The sequence below is a fragment of the Ureaplasma parvum serovar 3 str. ATCC 27815 genome (assembly GCF_000019345.1).
Classification (GTDB): domain Bacteria; phylum Bacillota_I; class Bacilli_A; order Mycoplasmatales; family Mycoplasmoidaceae; genus Ureaplasma; species Ureaplasma parvum.
Window position 1 is genome coordinate 211,939 of the sequence record NC_010503.1, and the last position, 23,662, is coordinate 235,600.

Annotated in this window: 18 protein-coding genes; 13 read left to right on the top strand and 5 right to left on the bottom strand. The window is 26.3% G+C overall.

The window, feature by feature from the left end; genetic code table 4:
- Positions 1-32: 32 nt before the first annotated feature.
- From UPA3_RS00910 to trpS, 3 genes are all read right to left on the bottom strand, one after another.
- Positions 33-2,105 carry a DUF2779 domain-containing protein gene (locus UPA3_RS00910; protein ID WP_006688829.1) on the bottom strand — a complete coding sequence of 691 codons (2,073 nt, stop codon included), beginning with the start codon at positions 2,103-2,105 and terminating at the stop codon, positions 33-35.
- 75 nt (positions 2,106-2,180) lie between these two features.
- Positions 2,181-3,056 carry a Cof-type HAD-IIB family hydrolase gene (locus UPA3_RS00915; RefSeq protein ID WP_006688955.1) on the bottom strand — a complete coding sequence of 292 codons (876 nt, stop codon included), beginning with the start codon at positions 3,054-3,056 and terminating at the stop codon, positions 2,181-2,183.
- Positions 3,057-3,081: 25 nt separating this feature from the next.
- Complete coding sequence (trpS, locus tag UPA3_RS00920; RefSeq protein ID WP_006688883.1) at positions 3,082-4,083, bottom strand: tryptophan--tRNA ligase; 1,002 nt, start codon at positions 4,081-4,083, stop codon at positions 3,082-3,084.
- Positions 4,084-4,207: 124 nt separating this feature from the next.
- Here trpS and UPA3_RS00925 point away from each other — a divergent pair, with 124 nt between their 5' ends.
- From UPA3_RS00925 to UPA3_RS00940, 4 genes are all read left to right on the top strand, one after another.
- Positions 4,208-4,594, top strand: a complete 387-nt coding sequence (locus UPA3_RS00925; RefSeq protein WP_006688944.1) for a Spx/MgsR family RNA polymerase-binding regulatory protein — start codon at positions 4,208-4,210, stop codon at positions 4,592-4,594.
- Positions 4,584-5,396 carry a diacylglycerol kinase catalytic domain-containing protein gene (locus UPA3_RS00930; protein ID WP_006688904.1) on the top strand — a complete coding sequence of 271 codons (813 nt, stop codon included), beginning with the start codon at positions 4,584-4,586 and terminating at the stop codon, positions 5,394-5,396. Before UPA3_RS00925 ends, UPA3_RS00930 begins: the two co-directional genes overlap by 11 nt.
- A gap of 2 nt (positions 5,397-5,398) precedes the next feature.
- Positions 5,399-5,779, top strand: coding sequence for a hypothetical protein (locus UPA3_RS00935; RefSeq protein ID WP_006688859.1), 381 nt, complete (start codon positions 5,399-5,401; stop codon positions 5,777-5,779).
- An 80-nt stretch (positions 5,780-5,859) separates the two neighbouring features.
- Positions 5,860-6,081 (top strand): hypothetical protein, encoded by a 222-nt coding sequence (locus UPA3_RS00940; protein WP_010891702.1) that lies wholly within the window; start codon positions 5,860-5,862, stop codon positions 6,079-6,081.
- Position 6,082: 1 nt separating this feature from the next.
- Here the strand turns inward: UPA3_RS00940 and UPA3_RS00945 are convergent, their stop codons facing one another.
- Positions 6,083-6,562, bottom strand: a complete 480-nt coding sequence (locus UPA3_RS00945) for a 23S rRNA (pseudouridine(1915)-N(3))-methyltransferase RlmH (protein ID WP_006688906.1) — start codon at positions 6,560-6,562, stop codon at positions 6,083-6,085.
- Between the two features lie 62 nt (positions 6,563-6,624).
- On the opposite strand from UPA3_RS00945, the gene UPA3_RS00950 reads away from it, so the two are divergent.
- From UPA3_RS00950 to UPA3_RS00990, 9 genes are all read left to right on the top strand, one after another.
- Complete coding sequence (locus UPA3_RS00950) at positions 6,625-7,341, top strand: triose-phosphate isomerase (RefSeq protein WP_006688831.1); 717 nt, start codon at positions 6,625-6,627, stop codon at positions 7,339-7,341.
- Positions 7,342-7,357: 16 nt separating this feature from the next.
- Positions 7,358-8,866 carry a 2,3-bisphosphoglycerate-independent phosphoglycerate mutase gene (gene gpmI / locus UPA3_RS00955; protein WP_006688824.1) on the top strand — a complete coding sequence of 503 codons (1,509 nt, stop codon included), beginning with the start codon at positions 7,358-7,360 and terminating at the stop codon, positions 8,864-8,866.
- Between the two features lie 46 nt (positions 8,867-8,912).
- On the top strand, positions 8,913-9,788 hold the full coding sequence (locus UPA3_RS00960) for a hypothetical protein (RefSeq protein ID WP_006688911.1): 876 nt from the start codon (positions 8,913-8,915) through the stop codon (positions 9,786-9,788).
- Between the two features lie 102 nt (positions 9,789-9,890).
- Positions 9,891-11,213: a phosphopyruvate hydratase gene (gene eno / locus UPA3_RS00965; protein WP_006688966.1), complete on the top strand. Its 1,323-nt coding sequence runs from the start codon at positions 9,891-9,893 to the stop codon at positions 11,211-11,213.
- The gene (locus UPA3_RS00970) at positions 11,182-12,147 is read left to right on the top strand and encodes a 6-phosphofructokinase (protein ID WP_006689121.1); all 966 of its coding nucleotides are present in this window, start codon (positions 11,182-11,184) and stop codon (positions 12,145-12,147) included. The genes eno and UPA3_RS00970 overlap by 32 nt, the downstream gene beginning before the upstream one ends.
- 11 nt (positions 12,148-12,158) lie before the next feature.
- Complete coding sequence (pyk, locus tag UPA3_RS00975; protein WP_006689159.1) at positions 12,159-13,583, top strand: pyruvate kinase; 1,425 nt, start codon at positions 12,159-12,161, stop codon at positions 13,581-13,583.
- Between the two features lie 122 nt (positions 13,584-13,705).
- Positions 13,706-18,010, top strand: a complete 4,305-nt coding sequence (gene rpoB / locus UPA3_RS00980) for a DNA-directed RNA polymerase subunit beta (RefSeq protein ID WP_006688964.1) — start codon at positions 13,706-13,708, stop codon at positions 18,008-18,010.
- 21 nt (positions 18,011-18,031) lie between these two features.
- The gene (gene rpoC, locus UPA3_RS00985) at positions 18,032-21,949 is read left to right on the top strand and encodes a DNA-directed RNA polymerase subunit beta' (protein ID WP_010891704.1); all 3,918 of its coding nucleotides are present in this window, start codon (positions 18,032-18,034) and stop codon (positions 21,947-21,949) included.
- A gap of 122 nt (positions 21,950-22,071) precedes the next feature.
- Positions 22,072-22,593, top strand: coding sequence for an MBA family surface membrane protein (locus tag UPA3_RS00990; protein ID WP_006688938.1), 522 nt, complete (start codon positions 22,072-22,074; stop codon positions 22,591-22,593).
- A gap of 73 nt (positions 22,594-22,666) precedes the next feature.
- Here UPA3_RS00990 and UPA3_RS00995 read toward each other — a convergent pair whose 3' ends face one another.
- Positions 22,667-23,521: a DegV family protein gene (locus UPA3_RS00995; protein ID WP_006688828.1), complete on the bottom strand. Its 855-nt coding sequence runs from the start codon at positions 23,519-23,521 to the stop codon at positions 22,667-22,669.
- Positions 23,522-23,662 lie beyond the last annotated feature (141 nt).

Below are 23,662 nucleotides of genomic sequence, written 5' to 3' on the forward strand. Positions count from 1 at the left end.
GTATCTTTAAAATAACACTAGAGTTTTTTATATTAACTTAAAATTAAATTTTTCATTTTAGCTTCATCAATAAGTTTTTTAATAAAATATTCAACAGCAATCATAGCACGGACATCATTTTCGCAATAAATACGAGCGTCATGTACAAATTGTTCTCATTCTAGATCAGTAATTGTATTGAAAAAACGTTTTGTTGTTTTTGTTTGACAAACCAAACCATTACCCACACTTAGTTCTTTGTAGTTTAAACAATTAACATCGTGATAAATTTGTGGAAATTCTTTTTCAATAATTGGTAAGACTTTTTTAATTGAATAAAAACCTTTTAATTCAGGAATTACAATTAATTGCTTTCCCATTGAAACTATAAAAAAATCAGCTAAATCATACATGTTTTTAATTATTTCGCTAACCTTTAATTCATATATTTCTTCATTAATGAATTCAGCCATTTCTTTAAGACGCGAAGCTTCAAAAGATTTGTTGTATACAATATATGAATATTCTAATCCCTGGTGAATTTTATCAATAATTGCTTTAAACCATTCATTATTAATTTCACGTGGATCAATAATCATATTAGTGCATTTTAAATTTTTAATATCACAACTTCCATCATCAATAATAATAGAATTTTGTGTAACAGTTTGGGTAAAAGGAAACGAATTATCAACAGCGCGAATTGCTGAATTAATTGATTCAAAATCAAAATAAACCTTTTTTGATTTCAATTTAGCAAATAAATCAACAGCAGCTTGATAGATCTTTATTTGATTATTTTTATATAAATTAAAAAAGGTTTGATTAGCATATGTTTTTAAAATATCAATCCCTAATATATCTTTAGTAACATTATCTAAACCAAATTTTTTAATTGTTAAAATTTTTCCACTATATTTAATAACATCATATCCGCTATATGCGTATAAATTTCTTAATTCTAATCAAAAATCATTATCCTTATAGTCACCCTTATCATTATATGATGGTATAAAATAGTTAGGAATTCTTTGTTCGATAGGCAAAGCTAATAAATTTTGTTTATGAACTAATAATTCGCTGATTACTTCATCAAAATCATTGTGTAATTTTTCAATGCCTTTAATTAATTCATCCATGGTTTTATTAAAACGTACATCATCTTTTAAATCTTCTGTTTTGTAATCATAAATTTTTTTGGCTTCCTTATAATCATTTATGCTACTATAGGTTCCATCGATTAAATCATCTATTAAAATACCTTTACAATGATCATAAGCATCAATATCTTCATAATATTTTTTATTTTCGTCTTTTTTTAAATAAATTGCTTCTCCACGCTTACGTTTACGTTTTAATTCATTAATTTCAAATTTATTAAATTGATTTGCAGCACTTGGTGGTAAAGATAAAACTACGCTTTTTTGATAATTATAATAAGGAGAAATTGTAAAATTTACTTGATTTTTTTTTAATTTAACATAATCAACAATGCACATTTGATAACTTATACATTTATTTATAAAATAAGGGTGTTTTGAGATAACTTGTGCTTGGTAAAATACATCTAAAATATGGTGTTTTTTAATTGAACTTGTCCCTTTTGTTTCGATAACAATAAATTCATCGTTCTTTTTGATAAAACAATCGGGTTTAGTAATTAATTTATCATTAATAAAAACAGGTTGAAAAAAAATGATTTTATCATTTTTATCAATTAATTCTAAAGTTAAATTAGCAAGCTCTTCTAATGATTTGTTTTTAAATAAAGGATCAGTTTCGAAATTAATAATTTTCTTAATGTAATGATAAGTTTTTTTAATATCTTCTTGTGATGCTTTATCTAATAAAATACCTTCAGCAATTTTAGGATTGTCCACATCTATATTTTTATTAATTTCTAATTGTGAAAGAAAATCAGTTTGTTCCTTATAAATTTCATATGCATCAATTTCATAATCATGTTCTTCTTCATCATCTAAATCCTCAAAATCATAAGAACTAACATTTTTTAACAATAAGTCGATTTTAGCTTTAATCTCAGCATTAGTGAAAAACCACATTGCTTTTTGCTTTGTATAATAACCAATGTAATCATATTTAGTAATGTATTTCCCTGTGCGCATTGATAACCTCACTTTATAACATTAATTATATATAAAAAAATAATGTTCAATAAACGAACATTATTTAAAAAAACTTTATTTATTTTCATTTAAAACATATTCTAATTCTCAAACAACACCATTTTCTACGTTTGTGTGTTTAGTAATGTGACGTGCTAGTAATTTAGCGGGACGTGTACCATTTTTCATGGCAAAGCCATATCCAGCATGGTTTAGCATTGTCAAATCATTTTCACCATCGCCGAAAGCTATACAACGATCTAATGGAATTCCATAATATGAGGATAAATAGCGCATAGCCATTGCTTTATCAGCAAATGATGAATTAATTTCAATAACTTCAAATTGGTCATCAACCCTCGCTGATCAGCTACGAACCGCTAAAGTGGGAGCAATTTGTTTAATATGATAAACCATAGAATCAAATAAAGCTTTATCGTTGACATTTAATAAAAGGGCATTAGCATCTCTAATAAGGTTGTTAATATCATTTTCCTTAGTCAATTTATTTTTTTCATTCATATCACGAATGGGCACGTGAAATATATCAATAAATGATTTTCAAATATTTAAATCCATATTACTGTTTAAAATGGTAGCAACATTATCAGCTTCAACAACAGCATTAACAATATTTTTAGCAATAAATCGATTTTTTAAAATTGCGCTTACAATATCTTTACTAAATGTCATATTAATTGGCGCGAATTTTTTATCGGAAGGGTTTGAAATATAAGAGCCATTATAATTAGCCATTAAAGTTGTTAATCCTAATTTTTCATAAATATGGATTGATCCACGTAAGGGACGACCTGTTACAATACAGAAAATATGGCCTTGATTGATGATTTTTTTAATTCCCTCAATTGTTTTTTCTGATATATCACTATCATTATTTAAAAGTGTTCCATCTAGATCACAAGCAATTAAATATTTGTTGTTTTTTCCCATTAATTTTTTACCTCATTATATACTATTATTTTAGTTGCATATGTTTTAAAACTAGTTGTACATTTTGATAAGCAATATCGTTAGCACGCTCGCAACTATTGTCTATCATTATATCTAATTCTGGACTATTTAATCAATAAGAAATTTTTTGTTGCAGCTTTTCTAAAAAATCAGCAACGATATTGGCTAAATCATTTTTAAAAACACCATAGTTTTGTTGTTGGTATTTTAGTTCGATTTCTTTAAAGCTTAGATTTGTTAAACAAGCATAAATTGTCATTAAATTACTTACTCCTGGTTGTAATGTTAAATCATATTTAACTTTGTTTAAATTATCTGTTAAAGCTCCTTTAATTTTTTTAAAAATTATATCCTTTGAATCATTTAAAAAAATCACACCCTTAAGGTTTTTAGAAGATTTTGACATTTTAATATTAGGATCTAATAAATCCATAATTTTTGCCCCTATTTTAGGAATATAAACTTGAGGCAATTTAAAAGTATTACCATATCTTTTATTAAAACGGTCAGCAAGCGTTCTTGTTAATTCCAAATGTTGTTTTTGATCTTGGCCAACAGGAACAACATCTGCATTAAAAGTTAAAATATCTGCTGCCATTAATGTGGGATATGTTAATAAACCAGAAGGAATCATTTCAGTGTTATTAGCCATCTTTGTTGCTTTAATACTTTTATCTTTAAATTGTGTCATACGCGTTAGTTCACCAATACTTGTTGAACATAATAATATGTGAGCTAATAATGGAATCGATAAGATATCTGATTGGTAAAATAGACATGTTTTTTTAGGATCAATACCAGCAGCTAAATATGTCGCGATAATCTGACGTTTAGTAGTAGAAAAATCAGTGTTATCAAAAATATTTGGTGTTAAGGAATGTAAATCCGCAACAAATAAAAACACTTCATAATCATCTTGTAAATCAACAAAGTTTTTAATTGCACCTAAATAATTTCCTAATGTTAAATTATTAGTTGGTTGAATTCCTGAAATTAGTCTTTTCATAATGTTTTATTTTACCTTACTTAAACGTTAATACAATTAAACATTTAAAATTAATGTTTTTTTTGTATACTTAATTATTATATAAGTAAAATTGTAATTATAAGAAGATAAAAATAAAAGGAATATGATTTACGTTTTATACAGTCCTAATTGCGCAGTGTGTAAAAAAGTTGTGCGATTTTTCCGAAATAATCAAATTGAAATTACCAAAATTATTATTGGTGAAGATAAAATAGAACGTTCTATGTTGTTAGATATTTTATCTCTTTGTGAAGATGGCTTTGGAACAATTATATCTTTTAAGACAGAATCTTCAAAACGCTTGAATATTACTTCAAAAACTTTTTTAGATTTATCTACAAAAGAATTATTAAATTTAATTCAAAATGATTTAAATTTAATTCGTCGCCCTTTAATCTATCAAACAAAAAACAATCGACCATATCGTTTACAAATTGGTTATGATTCAGAAGAAATTGAAATTTTTAAACGAGCAGTGCATGAAAAATAATAAGCCAATTTGTTTTTATGATATCTATTGTTTTAAACCACAAGAATGTTTTAAAAGAAATGATATTAATTTGTTAGAAGATAAACTAAAAAGATATTCAAAAATAACATTTTTACGAAATAAAGAAAATCCTGAAATTATTTTTTTATTAGGTGGAGATGGATCGTTTATCAATTTTATTAACCAACAATGAAAAAAAAATGTAAAAATTGTTGGCATTAATTATGGACAATTAGGTTTTTATAGTTCATATGATAGTATTAAAACTATAAATTTAGACGAAATTATTGATGAAAATATGTATTATAATCCTTTATTACTTAAAGTAAGTATTAATAACCAAAATTTTTTTTATTGTTTGAATGAGTTAAGTTTATTTTCTAATGAGTTAGTGTCTTTTGATATTAGCATAAATGATTATCCATATGAAAAATTTCGTGGCTCTGGTTTGTTATTTGTAACACCAAGCGGATCAACTGGCAAAAACAAAACAGCTTTTGGTCCCATTATTTTTAATAATCATGAGAATTTTATTATGACAGAGATTTTTCCTGTTAATCATTTAAAATATTCAAGTTTAAATGCCCCTGTGGTTTTTAGAAAAGATTATAAAATCAGTTTAACAAATATTAAATTTAAAAAATCTTTTAGTGTTGCTATTGATGGGAATATCATTAATTTTAGCGATAAAATTAATGATATTAAAGTAGAAACAATCCAAGCTTCATCAAAAATTCATGGTTTAAATAATTTTAAGAAATACATTGATAAATTAAACAAATCTTTTATTAAAGGAGAATAAAAATGCAAAATTTAAATAATAAGCAAAAAACATTAATTATTTTTTTAGGTATTATTACCTTTGGAATTTTTATTATTTACTTTTTTACAAAAGCTAAAAAAGTATCTCAAATTAGAAACACTCATTTAATAGTATCTTCAAATATTCCTTTTAGTTTAAATGATTTTTATAATTGTATTGGTTCAAAAAATAATTTAGTTAACGTTGATGCGACAATTAATACATTAAAAATTGAATTAAAAGAAATTAACGCATTGAATAATGAAAAATTAAAGGTTTTAGGTGCAAAAGGGATTATGTGCAATCAAACAAAAATTTCTATTATTTTTGGTGATTTTTGTTTGGAACTTAAAGAATTAATTAAAAAAGATTTATTTTCATAGTATACTATATACTTAATTTGTTAATGTACATATACAAATATTATATTCATAAATTAGTTATTAAAGGACATTAAAAAAATATGTTAATTAAACCCGCGAAACGCAGTGAAAAAATTTATACAATTATTGCTATAAAAGATAGTGTTGTAACTTTAAAAAATGATTATCAAGACGAAAAAAATATTCAAATTTACGAGTTTGATTTGCAGAATATTATTCCAGAAGTTGGTAAATTTATTAATCTAATTAAATACGATCAACAAGGTTGTTCAGTATTTGAAGAATATGATAAAAACATTTAATTTATTTATGATATTTTCCGTTATTTAAAATACTAAGTGCCCTATATATTTGTTCACATAACATGACTTTTGCTAAGCCATGAGCAAAAGTCATTTTTGACATAGATAAATGATAATTAGCACGCTCATAGATGCTTTCATGTAAACCATTAGATCCACCAATAATGAAACAAATATCATGAGAAAATGTGTTTAGTCATTGTTGTATTTTTTTAGCTAATGTTTCGCTACTTATAATGTTGCTTTCAATAATTAAAGCAATTACAAAATCATTTTGATTAATATTTTTAAAAATTTTAGAGGCCTCTTTACTTTTAATTTGTTCTAAGGATTTATTTGAAATTTGAACTGGTTCAGGTTCATCGCTAACAACAATTTCTTGGCATTTTAAATAATGGTTAATTCTTTTTAAATAATCATTAATTAGATCAACAAAAGCTTTTTGTTTTAATTTCCCTACACTTATAATTTTTATCATCATCTTAGTTAAATAACCTTTTTTTTGATTATAATCTAACTAAGATTATAAAGGATAATGATTCAATGAAATATATTATTGCTAATTTTAAAATGAATGCAACACAAGAATTAATTAATCATTTTTTAAATAATTTAACGTTATTTGATGAGCAAAAAATTATTATTGGTTTAGCACCAGGGGATTTATATTTAAAAACATTTGTTAATTTAGCTGAAATAAAAAAAGTCAATTTATATGCTCAAAACCCATCATTACATAATAAAGGACCTTATACAGGTCAAATAAGTTGTTTACAATTATTAGATATTAATATTAAAAATGCTTTAGTTGGGCATAGTGAAATACGTATTGATTTTTCACAATCAATAATTGATCAAAAAATAAAAATATCTATGGATTTATTAGAACAAGTCATCATTTGTGTTGGCGAAACTTTTGATGCTTATAAACAAAATAAATCACTTAATTTTGTTTTAAATCAATTAGCCAACATCATTAATTACAAAGGATTAAAAAAAATTATTATCGCTTATGAACCAATTTGAGCAATTGGCACTGATTTAGAATTAGATTTTAAACATATTAATTACATGATCGAAGGAATTAAAACATATTTATATAATTGTACTGGAATAAATATTCCTATTTTATATGGCGGTAGTGTTAATGACAATAATATTAATGAATTGTGCAATCAAAAATTAATCGATGGTTTTTTAATTGGCAATGCTTCATTAGATGTTAATGTTTTTAATAAAATTATCGATAAATGTAAATAATAAAATGGATTAGAATATGAAATTAAATAAAAAAATAGGTTTGATAATCATTGATGGATTAGGAATTGGAAAAGAAGATAATACTAATGCTGTTCATTTAGCAAATCCACCAACATTAAATTATTTGATTAATAATTTTCCCACATTACAAATTAGTGCGGCTCAACAAAATATTGGTTTACTTGAAAATCAAGCAGGTAACAGCGAAATTGGTCATTTAACAATTGGTGCGGGCCGTATCATTTTAAATGATAATGCAAATATTAATAATTATATGAAATCCGTTGATTATGAAAGTGCAGTTTTAAGCAATATTAAAAATGAAATTGTTCATATTGTTGGCATGTATTCGAATGGTTTAGTACATAGTAATTATGAACATATTCATTGAATTATTAAACAAATAATTAAAAACAATAATCAGGTTGTTTTACATTTAATTTCTGATGGACGAGATGACTATCCTTATGGTTTTGCTCAATTCATTGAACAAATTAATGCCTTAAAAAAACAATATAATATTATTGTAAAGAGTCTAAGTGGGCGTTATTTTGCAATGGATCGTGATCAGCGATGAGAACGTACCCAAAAAGCATTTAATGCAATGTTTGTTAAGCAAGATAAAATATGTGAAAAAACATTTTTAGAGGTTGCACAATCAATCGCAAATTCTTATAAAAGTGATGAATTTGTTCAACCTGTAGTTTTTAATGATGATGAAAAATATAATTTAAAACCACATCAAAAAGTGATTTTAGCAAACTATCGTTCAGATCGTATGCGCCAGTTAGCACACTTACTTAAACCTAACAAAAAATTTCATTACAATAATCCGTTTTTAGTTCAAGATGTTAATTTAATTACTTTAGTACCATTCCCTGATGTTGATGCAATAGCTTTATTTGAGAAGCAAAATTTAAATAACACTTTAGGTGATGTTTTTAATAAACACCAAATAAAAGAAGCTCGAATTGCAGAAACAGAAAAATATGCCCATATATCTTTTTTCTTTGATGGCGGTGTTAATAAATATTATTCGACAAAAACACAATATTTGATTCCTTCGCAAAAAGTTGCTACTTATGATTTATGTCCCCAAATGTCAGCACATTTAATTACGAAAACTATTATCGATCATTATTTCGATCATGATGTTTTTATTGTTAATTATGCAAATCCTGATATGGTTGGTCATAGCGGCAATATGCAGCAAACAATTGAAGCAATTCTAAGTGTTGACCATGAAATTCGAAAATTATATGATTTTTTTGAAAAGAATAATGGTGTGTTGATGATTACAGGTGATCATGGAAATGCTGAAATGATGCTTGATGATCAAAAACAAGTAATTACTTCTCACAGTGTTAATGATGTTTGGTTTATTATCACAGATAATAAAGTTATTTTAAATTCGACACAAAAATTTAGTTTAGCAAATATTGCTCCAACTATTTTGGAATATTTAAATATCGCTCAACCAATTCAAATGACAGCAACGAGTATGATAAAAAAGATTTGTGAATAGTTTTATTATGCTATTATAATAATTTGATATACGAAGGAGTTTTATAATGGATAAAAAAGCTAAAATTTATACTTGATCACACATTATTTTAATTGTTTTTAGCTTAGTTTGTTTGCATTGGTTTTTCATTTTATCAATCACAATTCCTAACCAAACTGGTTTTTTAATTAATCGAGTTGGTCAATGAATAAATTCATCTAGTACATATGCTTATAAAATTGATCCTCGATCATTATTTTATTTAAATTATACTTTAAACTTTAATATTGCTTTAAATGCAAGTGGTATAGCTAGTATTGTTTTATTTATTTGTTATATTTTAACATTTATTTTTAATCTAATAATGATTGGAATTATTAGATCTTGAAGGCCAAGTTTATTACATTTAATAATTGCTATATTAATTTGACTTGCTATTTTATATTTATTTATCATTATTATGATCAAACCAAACTTTAATCAGATTATTAATAATAGTTATTATACATGATTAAAAAATGTTATTTTTAATGATCAAACTTTAACACTTAATAAAAAAAATGTGATTTTAAATACTTATATTAATCACTATCATTTACCAATAATTAATGATCCACAAGTTGCTTTATTAGATATTAGCAAACACCAAATTAATAATGAAAATTTAACATTTAATCCTTCATACAACTATAATGCCAATCTTTATTTTACAAAAGCAAAATTAATTTATTGTACTTATACAATTATTGGAATAATTTTTATCATTAGTTTTATTTATTATCTAAGTGAAATTATTAAACGATGTTTATTAGTTAATGACAATTGAAAAATTAAACAACACGAACGAAAAGATGGTTTAAATATAAAAAAAAGAAAAAATAAACAAGAAATTGTTGCTCCTGACCCTATTTTAGAAGAAATTTTTAAAGAATTAGATTTATAAAAAATATTGAAGACACTTGTTTAATTATTTGTCTTAATATTTTTTTAATTTTTAACATAAAATTAATGTATAAGTCTTTTAAAAAAGAGGAATTAACAACATATGAAAATAATTAATTTATTAGCTTATCAAATTCTTGATTCGCGCGGCCAACCAACAGTAGCTGTTAAATTATTTTTAGAGAACGATCAAAGTGTAATTGCAATGGTTCCATCAGGCGCTTCCACTGGAGCAAAGGAAGCATTAGAATTAAGAGATGGTGATGTAAATTATTTTTTTAATAAGTCTGTTAAATTAGCAATTCAAAATATTAATAATATTATTCGCCCTCATCTAATTAATAAAAATGTTTTAAATTTTTTTGAATTAGATAATTTATTAATTAATCTAGATGGTACTGAAAATAAAAGTAAATTAGGTGCTAATGCTTTATTAGGTGTTTCTATAGCGATTGTTAAAGCGGGAGCAATAGCCGCTTCTAAACCTTTATATCAATATATTAAAGAAGACTTAATGCATAATTATGATGTAAACTATTATGCTCCAATTCCGTTAATGAATTTTATTAATGGTGGGGCTCACGCAGATAATGATTTAGATATTCAAGAATTTATGATTGTTCCATTAAATGCAATTTCATTTTCTCAAGCGATTCAAATTGGATCAGAAATTTTTCATCAATTAGATAAACTTTTAAAAAGCAATCATTTAAGTACAACAAAGGGTGATGAAGGCGGTTTTGCTCCAATGTTAAAAAATAATTATGTGACTTTAGAACTATTAGTTCATGCTATTAAAAAAGCACATTACCTTCCTTCAAAAACACAAGGAGTTTGTCTTGCCTTAGATGTCGCAGCTTCTGAATTGTATGAAAACGGAAAATATTTTTTTAAAAAGTCTTCATCTCATAACATTACTCTTGAACAAACATCATTCAGTAGTGATGAATGAATAAAGTATTGAAGTAAATTAGTATCTATGTTTCCTATCATTTCGATCGAGGATTGTTTTGAGGAAAACGATTGAAATAGTTTTGCGTTATTTTTAAAAAATAACCCACACATTCAAGTGGTTGGTGATGATTTATATTGCACAAACTTAAAGTATCTACAAAAAGGAATTGATTTTAAAGCAACAAATGCTATTTTAATTAAACCTAATCAAATTGGTACAATTAGTGAAACGTTAGATGTTATTAAATTTGCACAAAAAAACAATATTAATACTATCATTTCGCATCGCTCTGGCGAAACTGAAGACACTTTTATTGCAGATTTAGCGATTGGTGTAGGTGCTGGGCAAATTAAAACAGGTTCATTATCACGTTCTGAACGGATAGCGAAGTATAATCGTATTTTAGAAATCGAACAAGAATTAAAGGATAAATTAATTTATGAACCAAGTAAATTTTTTAAATTTAGATAAAAATATTTTAATTATTACTTCAGGTGGTGATGCACCGGGTATGAATGCTTCATTAATTTCATTAATCCATAGATTAATGAATAATAATTTTAATGTTTTTATAGGAATTGAAGGATTATTAGGACTGTACAATAATTTAATTGAACCAATTAAAGATAAACGTGTTTTTGATGTTTATTTTAACGAGCAAGGAACAGTCATTAAGACAAGTAGATTTATTAAATTAGATATTAATGATAAAAAAACACAAATTATTAAAGATAATTTATTAAGTCATAATATTCAAAAAATTATTATCTTAGGCGGCCAAGGTAGTATGCAAGCTGGTTTAGTGTTAACAAAAATGGGCTTTGAAGTCTTTGGAATATTACACACTATTGATAATGATTTTAGTGAAACACAAATGTGTATAGGGGCCTTAAGTGCTGCTTCTTTTAATCAAAAATTATTAAAGTGCCTAAATTACACAGCAAAAGCTCATTGTGCTTTTAATTTAGTTGAGCTTATGGGTCGTGAATGTTCATGATTAGTCAATAATAGTGTTGGTAAATTAAAACCTATTTTAATGTTAACTAATCAAGATAATAAATATACTGTTGATGAAGTAATAGATTTAATTAAAGATAAAATAAACTCAATAAAAGAATACGATCCTTTAATCATTGTTCAAGAATTAATCTATGATCAAAAATGATACGAATTATTAGTAAAAACTTTTGAGCAAAAATTACATAAAAGTTTACGAATTACAATTTTAAATTATTTACAACGCGGAGCTCCAGTAAGTGATTTTGATTTACAATTAGCAAAAGATAGTGCGAATGTATTGGTTGATTTTATTGTTAATCAAAATGATATAAAAAACACAAATAATATGTATGTAGTTATTAATAAGTTTGATAATAAGTTAGAAGTTATTAAATTCAATAAATAGAGGGAAAATTAATGTTTTCAAAAACACGCATTATTGCTACAGTAGGTCCAGCAACAACAAAATTGTTTTCTAATTGGTTAGAATTTAACGATTTAAATAATATAAATGATGCTCAACAAGTATGCATAAACATTAAAGATTTAATTTTAAGTGGTGTTAATATTTTTCGTATGAATTTAAGTCATGGCGACCAAAAAATACACCTTTTTCGTACACAATTAATTAAAAAAATTGCGGATGAATTAAAGATCAAAGTTGAAATATTATTTGATACAAAAGGACCAGAAATTCGTGTTTGTGAAATGAGTGATAATAATTTTATTATTAAAAATAGTGAAGTTATAATACATTGTAAAGAAAAAGTTTTAGGTAGTTTTAATGAGTTTAGTGTTACTGATGCTACTGGACAATACAATATGATTAGTGATGTTAAAATTAATCACCGAATTTTAATCGACGATGGAAAATTAATTTTAATTGTTAAAAAAATTGATTTTCTAAAAAACATCATTTATACAACCGCTAAAAATAGTTATTCATTAAAAACAAATAAACGCTTAAATTTACCAGATGCCAATTATAGTTTGCCGTTTTTGTCAAAGAAAGATATTGATGATATAAATTTAGCAGTTAAATTAAAAATTCCTTATTTGGCTTTATCGTTTATTTCTAATATTAAACAAATTAATGAGGTTAAACAACTTTTAAAAAAGTCCTCATTTATACCAAAATTAATTGCAAAAATTGAAACTCAAGAAGCAATTGATAATCTAGAAGAAATTATTAAAAATACTGATGGTATCATGGTTGCGCGTGGGGATTTAGGGCTAGAAGTACCTTTTTATAAAATTCCTATTTATCAAAATAAAATTGTTGAATTATGCCATAAATACAATAAATATTGTATTATAGCGACACAAATGTTAGATTCATTAGAACGTAATATTATCCCCACACGAGCTGAAGTCACAGATGTTTATTATGCCGTTAAACAAAAGGTTAACGCAACAATGTTATCAGGCGAAACGGCCGCAGGAATTGATCCAATTAATGCTGTACAAGTTATGAAATCTATTATTTTAGAGACAGAAAATAATAATATAGAAAACGAAATAACATTTAAAAAAAATGAATTATTAATTCCTAAGGAAGTTAAATTAAAAATTTTATCATTTCATAAATTAAAAATAAATAAACATAAATTATTAGTTGTTAATTTAATTAGTAAAAATTCTAAACATTTAGTTTATGATATATTAAAATATGATTTTAATTTTAATATTTTATTTGTTATAGATAAAAATCAAGAACATGATTTATTATTAAAAAATGCTAATTTTATTATTAGTGAAAATAAAATGTTAAAACAAGAAGAATTATTAAAATCATTTAATATTGATTTTAATAATCATGAATTTTTATTTATTTCAATTTAAAATAAAAATAATTTTATTATTAATATCTTTAATATAGTATAATTATAAAATATTCTGTCTATTTAAGCACAAATGTGTAATAAATAGGCTTTTTTCTATTTTTGTGAGGTACTAGTTAGAATATGCAAAATAATAAAAATTATACTGAGAAATTTATTACTGATAAAGTAATGCGAAGAGATTATTCAAAAATTAAATCTAATTTTGAAGGACCAAATCTACTTGAAATTCAAGTTGAATCTTTTAAACGCTTTATGGAGAAAGATTTAAAAGAAGTTATTTCAAGTATTTTTCCATTAAAATCTCCTCAGGGTAAGTATACGTTAGCATTTAAAGGTTTAAAAATTAAGCAGCCAACAAAAGATGAAAGTGCTTGTCGTGACGAAGGTAAAACATTTGAAACACCAATTTATATTGATTTGGAATTAACAGATAACTACACAGGTGAAGTTAAACGTGCACAACGAAATACTAAAACAGGAGAAGATGGTATTTATTTAGGAGCAATTCCCAAAATGACAGAAAAAGGAACTTTTGTTATTAATGGAATTGAAAAATTTGTTATCTCACAAATTGTTAGATCACCAGGAATTTATGTACTTGGTAAATCAAGCATCAAATTGAACGGTTCACGTAAGCGTTTATTTGAAGGCAAAATTTGTGAAATTTATCCTTCTAAGGGTACTTTGATGCTTGGTTATATTCCTAAGGATCGTCATAATATTCAAATTGTTGCACGTGATTCATCTGGTGATAATGCGCAAACATTTTCAGTAACTACTTTACTAAAAGCTTTTGGTTTAACAAGTGCTGAAATCTTAAAAATTTTTAATAATGAAAAAGAGATTCGTGAATCATTAGAAATTGAAAAATATGCGCCAGAATATATTTTTGAAAATTCACAAGAAAATGAAATTATTTTTAAAATTTATAGTGATGCTCATGATATTCATGAGAAAGCCGATCGTCGAGAATCAAATAATAAGTTAAAAGAAGAATATATAGAACAAGGTTCACCACTTTTATCAAAGTTAAAACAACTAATTTTTAATTATGTTGAAAAAAACGATGAAATTGATGCATTATTACATGAAAATAAAGATGTTGAAGATGCTAGTTTCATTAAGAATAATAAAAAATTATATGATGAAAGAGAAGAAATCATTAATTGCATCATTAGTGAAAAAGCAGCTAAGGATATCGTTGAATTATTAGGTATTAATATTAAAAATATAGAAACACTAAGACATTTAGGCAAAGCTTCTTATCAAATAGCTTTACAACAACATTTTTTTAATAAGCGTTTATATGATATTAGTAGTGCTGGACGCTATAAATTTGAAAAAAAATTATTATTAAGTGAACGTTTATATCAAAAAGTAATTGCGAATGATATTATTGATAAAAAAAATAATATTCTAATTCCTAAAGATACTTTAATTACTAAAGAACATATCGAACTAATAAAAAAAGAATCACGTGATAAAAACATTAAATGAACAAAAAAAATTAATTTATTACCAACAGCATTAGAATCAGAAATTGAACAATTTTTAGAATATGAAAGTATTGCAGTTTATAAAGATAATGATTTAAGAGATGAAACAACAGAGATTGTCGGTCTAGCATCAGGTTGCAAACTTCAAACTTTAACCGTGGCTGACTTAGTTGCTACAACAAGTTATATTTATAACTTGAATTATGAAATTGGTGAATTTGATGATATAGATCATTTAGGTAATAAAAGACTTAAATTGATTCATGAATTATTACGAGCAAGAATTGCTACAAGTATGGCTCGTATTGAGAAGTTTATTAATGAAAAGTTGGCTATTTCTGATGGTTCAAGCAATAACATTACAAATGTTAATGATAAAGGTATTGATACTGAACTTGATCGTGAAATTGAAGAAAGCGATATGAGTGATGAGGAAAAGAAAAAAGCAATTAGTGTTAAATCAATTATTAATACAAAACAATTCCAAAGTTTAGTTAAAGATTTTTTTAATTCACATCAATTAATTCAATTTATTGACCAACAAAATCCATTAGCAGAATTAACTAATAAACGTCGTATTTCAGCGATGGGTCCAGGAGGAATTAGTCGTGAAGACCCTAATTTAGATATTCGTGATGTTCATCACTCTCACTATTCGCGTATTTGCCCGATTGAAACACCAGAAGGAATGAATATTGGGTTGATTATGTCTTTAGCATCACTTGCAAAAGTAGATGAAAATGGTTTTATTGTAGCACCTTATTATGTTGTTGAGGATGGGGTTGTAAAAGAAGATTATAAATATTTAACAGCCCATGAAGATGATAACTATATTATTGCTGAATCATCAGTCCAATTAGATGAAAATAAACGAATTTTAGATGAACAAGTTGTTGCTCGATATCGTGGCTCAACAGGTTTATTTAGTCCTAATGAAGTTGATTTTATTGATATTGTTCCAAAACAAGTAGTATCAATTGCTGCATCAGCAATTCCATTTATTGAAAATGACGATGGGGCACGTGCTTTGATGGGGTCAAACATGCAACGTCAAGCAACACCTTTAATTAAACCATATGCCCCTATTGTAGGGACAGGTACAGAATTTAAAATTGCACACGATTCAGGAATGGCTGTTGTTGCTAAAAATGACGGAGTGGTTGAATTTGTTGATAGTCAAAAAATTATCATTAGAAATGATAATGATAAATTAGATGATTATAAATTAATTAAATATCGTAAATCAAATCAAGACACATGTAATAACCAAATTCCAATTGTAAAAGTAGGTCAAAGAGTTCACAAATCTGAAACAATTGGTGATGGACCTGCAATGCAAAATGGTGAATTAGCTTTAGGTCGTAATATTCTAGTTGGTTATACAACTTGACGAGGTTATAATTTTGAAGATGCTATTATTATTTCTGAACGTTTAGTTGATCAAGATGTATTTACATCAATTCATATTGATGAGCATACAATTCAATGTATGAAAACAAAAAACGGTGATGAAGAAATCACTCGTGACATGCCTAATGTCTCTGATACTGCAAAACGTTTTTTAGATAATCAAGGTATCGTTTTAGTTGGCGCTGAAGTTCATGAAGGAGATGTTTTAGTTGGAAAAACAACTCCACGAGGTAATGTTGAAACTGCTCCAGAAGATCGTTTATTGCAAACAATTTTTGGCGATAAATCAAAAACAGTTAAAGATTCATCACTAAAAGTAAAACACGGTCAAGAAGGAATTGTTGCTGCTGTTAAGCGAATTAAATCAAGTGATGAAAATGGTAGTGAATTACCAGATGACGTAATTGAAATTATCAAAGTTTATATTGTTCAAAAACGTAAAATTCAAGTTGGTGACAAAATGGCAGGGCGTCATGGAAATAAAGGAATTGTATCAAAAGTTGTTCCTATTCAAGATATGCCTTTTTTAAAAGACGGGACTCCATTAGATATTATGTTAAATCCATTAGGTGTACCTAGTCGTATGAATATTGGTCAAATTTTAGAATTGCACTTAGGTTATGCTGCGGCTGAAATAGGTAAAAAACAATTAATTCAAATTGCAATTGATCAATTAGGTTATGAAAAATATATTTCATTGTTTGGAATCAATGAAATTATTGCTAAAAAACTTTATGAAAATATTAGTAATTTAATTAAACACAAACAAGCAAAACAGGCAAAAGATATAGATTTAATTGATGTGACAATTATTCTAAAAGAATTGGGATTATCATATGATGATATTGGAATTAAAATTTCAACTCCTGTATTTGATGGTGCAAATCATGATGATATTGTTTCTATTATGAATGAAGCAAACATTGATATTGAAAATAATAAGGGTAAACAAGTTCTATATGATGGAAGAACTGGTGAACCATTCGATGGTTTAATTTCAGTTGGATTAACATACATGTTAAAACTAGATCATATGGTTGATGATAAAATTCACAGTCGTTCGGTTGGTCCATATAGTAAAATTACACAACAACCATTGGGTGGTAAATCACAAAATGGAGGCCAACGTTTTGGTGAAATGGAAGTTTGAGCTTTAGAAGCTTATGGTGCAGCTTATAATTTATTAGAAATTTTAACAATTAAATCCGATGATGTTCAAGGACGTAATCAAGCTTACAATGCTATTATAAAAGGTCACGATGTTGTTGCTGATGGAATGCCAGAATCATTTAAATTATTAACAAAACAAATGCAAGGTTTAGGGTTATGTATTACCGTTGAAACAAAAGATGATCGTATGGTAGATATTAATGAATATACACTAAATCAAAATCGTTTAAATAATGACGATGATGAGGTTATTTTAGATGAAAATCTAAAAGAGATCAATGATTCTAATGAAGAAATATTTAATACAAACTTTAATAATAATGACTATGATGATGAAGAGAACTTCTAAATAATAGAAAGGTAAAATAATATGAGTCAAAAAGGGATTAAATCATTAACGATTTCCATTGCTTCACCTGAACAAATTTTAAATTGATCAAAAGGTGAAATCACTAAACCTGAAACAATTAATTACAAATCATTAAAACCAGAACCTAATGGGTTGTTTGATGAAAGTATTTTTGGGCCTTCAAAAGATTATGAATGTTATTGTGGAAAATATCGTAAAGTAAAACATAAAGGTAAAATTTGTGAACGTTGTCATGTTGAAATTACTGAATCAATTGTACGTCGTGAACGAATGGGACATATTGAGTTAGCTGCTCCTGTTGCCCATATTTGATTTACAAAAGAATTACCTTCGCCATCAAAAATCTCATTATTATTAGATATTACATATAAAGAAGTTGATCAGGTAGTTTATTTTGTTAATTACATTGTTTTAGATGAAGGAAATAATGTATATGATGGTAAATCAATTTTTAATAAAAAAGAAGTTTTAGATTTAACATCACCAAAAAATTCAATTCGATCACGTAATAAATTACGTCGAACATTACGTAATATTCAAGAACGAATTGAAGATGAATTAAATCATGAACGTGAAGCATTAATTCAAGATTTTGATTATCGTTTAGCTGTAACATATGATCAAATGTTAAAAGATTCTAATATTCCTTTTTCAGTGAAAGATGTAATGGCTTTTATTGAAAAACATACAGGCGTTCGTTTTGGTATTGGTGCTGAAGCTATTCGTGAATTATTAGAAAAACTAAATCTTGAAGAAGAACATGAAAAGATTAAACAAGCAATTCAAAATTCACCTAATGCTTATGATCAAAAAACAAAACGCTTATTGCGTCGTTTAGAATGTGTAAGATGAATTAAGGATTCAGGTTCAAAACCAGAATGAATGGTAATGACAAGAATCCCTGTCACACCATCTGAAACAAGACCAATTATTTCTTTAGATGGCGGTCGTTTTACGACCTCTGACACAAATAATTTTTATCGTAAAATCATTATTCGTAATGAACGTTTAAAACAAATGCAAGCAACAGATGCTCCTGAAATTTTATTAGATAATGAAAAACGTTTATTACAAGAAGCAGTTGATTCATTATTTGATAATAATTCACGTAAAAAACCAGTTGTAGGTAAAGATAAACGTCCTTTAAAATCATTGTCAAATCATCTTAAAGGAAAACAAGGATTATTTAGACAAAATTTATTAGGAAAACGTGTTGACTATTCAGGTCGTTCTGTAATTGTTGTTGGTCCTGAATTAAAAATGTATGAAGTAGGAATTCCTGCTTTAATGATTTTAAAATTATTTAGACCATATATTATTTCTGAATTAATACGTAAACGTGATGAATTAGGTAATGAAATTCAACCAATTTGTGCCAATATTAAATTAGCAGAACAAAAAATTCTTGCGCAAGATAATGAGATTTGACCCGTTGTTGAAAAAGTTATTAAGCAACGTCCTGTAATTTTAAACCGTGCACCAACCTTACACCGTTTAGGGATCCAAGCTTTTGAACCAAAAATGGTGGACGGTAAAGCTATTCGTTTACATCCTCTAGTTACAACCGCTTTTAATGCGGATTTTGACGGAGACCAAATGGCTGTTCATATCCCCTTATCCAAAGAAGCAGTGGCTGAAGCACGATCAATTTTATTAGCCTCATGACATATTCTTGGTCCAAAAGATGGGAAACCTATCATTACACCCACACAGGATATGATTTTAGGTATTTATTATTTAACAAAAGAAAAATTTCCACAAGTAATTGAAGAAATGATGGCTAAAGATCCAACGCAAGCGAGAGTTGAATTTATTAATAATTTTCACATTTTTTCAACACAAGACGAAGCTATTCGTGCTTATAAATTAAAAACAATTCGTATTAATGACGTAATTGGAATTACAACAAAAGCTTTTAACAATAAAACATTTAGTAAAGAAGGTATTTTGGTTACAACGGTTGGAAAAATTATCTTCAACCAAGCTTTTCCTGTTAATTTTCCATATATTAATGATGTTAAAAATCTATATGGCGAAAATCAATTTGAAATTATTGGAATGCATGAAAGTATTTTAGATTATTTAAAAGCCTATAATTTAAAAGAACCATTAACTAAAAAAACTTTATCAACAGTAATTGATTATTTATATAAAGTTTCTGAAATCGAAGTCGTACCACAAACAATGGATAAAATTAAAGCTTTAGGATTTAAATATTCAATGATTTCAGCGACAAGCATTTCTGCCTTTGATATTCCATCTTATGATCAAAAATATGAATATTTTAAAGAAACTGATGAATTGGTTTCAAAACTTCGTGAATTCTATTTAGATGGTAAATTAACTGATGATGAGCGATATACTAAAGTTGTTCAAGCTTGATCACAAACAAAAGATAAAGTTACTCATGATATTGAAAAACTAATTAATTCTAATGAATATAAAGATAATCCGATTGTGATTATGGCAAAATCAGGAGCTCGTGGAAACACGTCAAACTTTACACAGTTAGCAGGAATGCGTGGTTTAATGTCAAAATCATATAACTATGACCAAAAAAATAATAATGGTGTTATTAAAGATACAATTGAAATTCCAATTAAGCATTCATTTATTGAAGGATTATCAGTTAGTGAATACTTTAATTCATCATTTGGAGCACGTAAAGGGATGACTGATACGGCGATGAAAACCGCAAAATCAGGTTATATGACACGTAAGTTAGTTGATTCAACACAGGCTGTTGTAATTAAAGATCATGATTGTGGCACAAAAGAAGGTATTATTGTTCGTGAAATTCGAAATACAAAAGATAATACATCAATTGAATCACTAAAAGATCGTATTGTTGGAAGATATAGTATTAATACAATTTATGATACAAAAAATAAATTAATTATCGAAAGTGATAAATTAATTACAAGCGAAATAGCTAATATCATTCAAAATTCAGGTATTCGTGAAGTTGAGGTTCGTTCTCCATTACATTGTGCATCACTTTATGGTGTTTGTCAAAAATGTTTTGGTTTAGATCTATCAACAAATAAATTAATTGAAACCGGTACAGCGATTGGAGTAATTGCAGCGCAATCAATTGGTGAACCTGGAACACAGTTAACAATGCGTACTTTCCATACTGGAGGGGTTGCTGGTGATACGAATATTACTCAAGGGTTTGAAAGAATTAAACAATTATTTGATTGCATTCAACCACAAGAAAATGAGAAAGCAGTTATTTCACAAGTAAAAGGAACTGTTGAACGAATCGAAAAAGATTCAAACACCAATGGTTATAATGTTGTAATTAAATATAATAAAGATAATTATGTAAATTATCCAACACGTTCGAATGCTGTATTACGTGTTAAAACAGGAGATGAAATTATTGCTGGTCAAAAAATTACTGAAGGATCAATTGATGTTAATGATTTACTAAAATATGCAGGTATTGAAAATGTGCGTCATTACATTATTAAAGAAGTTCAAAAAGTTTATCGTATGCAAGGAATTGAGATTTCAGATAAGTATATTGAAGTAATCATTTCACAACTTACAAATAAAATTACAATTACAAATCCAGGAGATTCAGGATTATTTGTTGGAGAAACAATTAGTATTAATGAATTTACTGAAGTGGCTCAAAATATGCTTGTTAATAAGAAAAAACCACCAAGTGCAATTAATCAAGTATTTGGTTTAGACCATGCGCCAAGTAAATCAGGTTCATTCTTATCTGCTGCTTCGTTCCAAGATACTAAGAAAATATTAACTGACGCTGCTGCGCGTTCACAAAAAGATATGTTAATCGGCTTGAAAGAAAACGTTATTCTAGGAAATTTAATTCCTGCTGGAACAGGATTAAAGGATGTTGAAGAAGTGATTGCTTATGGTGAAGAAATGTATAAAAAGCAATACTAAATCCTTTTATTAAAAGTTTCACAAAATAACTTTGATATTTACGTAGATGTGTGCTAAACACATTTACGTTTTATTTATATATTTTTAATCATACTTATTTTTAGAAAATAGGAGAAAACAAGATGAAATTATTAAAAAACAAAAAAATTTGGGTATTAACAATTAGTAGTGTTTTAATTGGTGTAAGTGTTATTACATCAATTGCTTCATGCTCTAGTTCAAACATAGAATCTAAATTAAGTGATAAATTAGTTGAAGATGAAGATAATAATTATTACGTAGCATATCAAATTTCAAATTATGAAAAATTAAAAGATTTTGAAAAAAAACAATTAGAAAAAGTCACTTTTTCAACATCTATTACCCCAACTGATAAAACAAAAAACTCACAAGTTTTTAATGCAAAAGTAAATGAAGGCATTTTATTCAATCAGCAAGCGAAAACATTTTATATCAAATTAGTTCGTAAGCCTGAAGTTGGTGAAAGTATTATTATTTTACCAAATAATTCAATTTTAAAAACACACGGCTTTGTAGTTACAAATGAAAATTTAAATTTTATTAAAATTAATAAAAAAGGCGAATTACAAAGATCTAATACGGCAATAACTAAAAAAAATAATTTAACTAACGAATATAAATAGAATTAAAATAAATAATGATTAAATAAAAAATCTGATGGTTAACAGACTATCAGATCTTTTATTTAATAAGAGTCTATTTAGCTTCAATTAAGATAGCAAAATTATTTAAACCCACATGCGCATAAATACAACCCGGTAAATATGAAATTTTAATTTCAATAGTTTGTCGAATTTTTTCTTGTAATGAAGTTTTTAATGAATTGATTTGTGATTCATTTTCTAAATCAGTAAGAATTGCAATGTTCTTAATACCATTTGTGCGCCAATGATTTTGATTATCAATTATATCTAATAATTTATCTATAGCTGTTGATAAATTCGGTGTTTTATCCATAAAATCTAATTGCCCATTTCAACGAACAATTAATTTTAAGCGTAAAGCTTTAGCTATAATTCCTTTAGTTTTTTTAACACGTCCGCCCGCAATTAATTGGTCTAAATTATTTACGATAACTCCACCTATAATTTTTTGTGAACGTTGTTTTACTAAACTAATTAATTCTTCATCACTCGGATTATTTTTTAAGAGTAAATTAATCTCATCAACTAATCATAAAATACCAATTGAAACAGAACGTGAATCAATGCACACTAAATGTTTGTCTTTGTAATCTTCTTTAATAATACTTAGAGATTCAAAATAACTTGATAAACCACTTGATAATGTTAAAATAACAACACGATCATATTTTAAGAATAATTCATCTAATTTTTTCATAACAAAACCTGGTGAAGGTAATGAAGTATGAATATTTGTTTTATTAATTAATATTTGTTTCAATTGTTCTTGACTAACGTCAATAACATCTTTTAATTCTTTTTCTATTTGTTGTTCTCTAATAATTAACTGAATAGGCACAAAATATACATTATCATCTTTAATATCTAAGACGTTAGCACCTGTATCGATTAAAATTGCTGTTTTCATAAATCTACCCCTAATCAACTAAAACTTATTAAAAATTATAATAAAAACAACATTATTAACTATGATTAAAAGTTAGATAAAGTTAATTTAATATTATAATTTATAAATAAAGAGAGTAATTTCTCTTTAAAAATTGGAGTT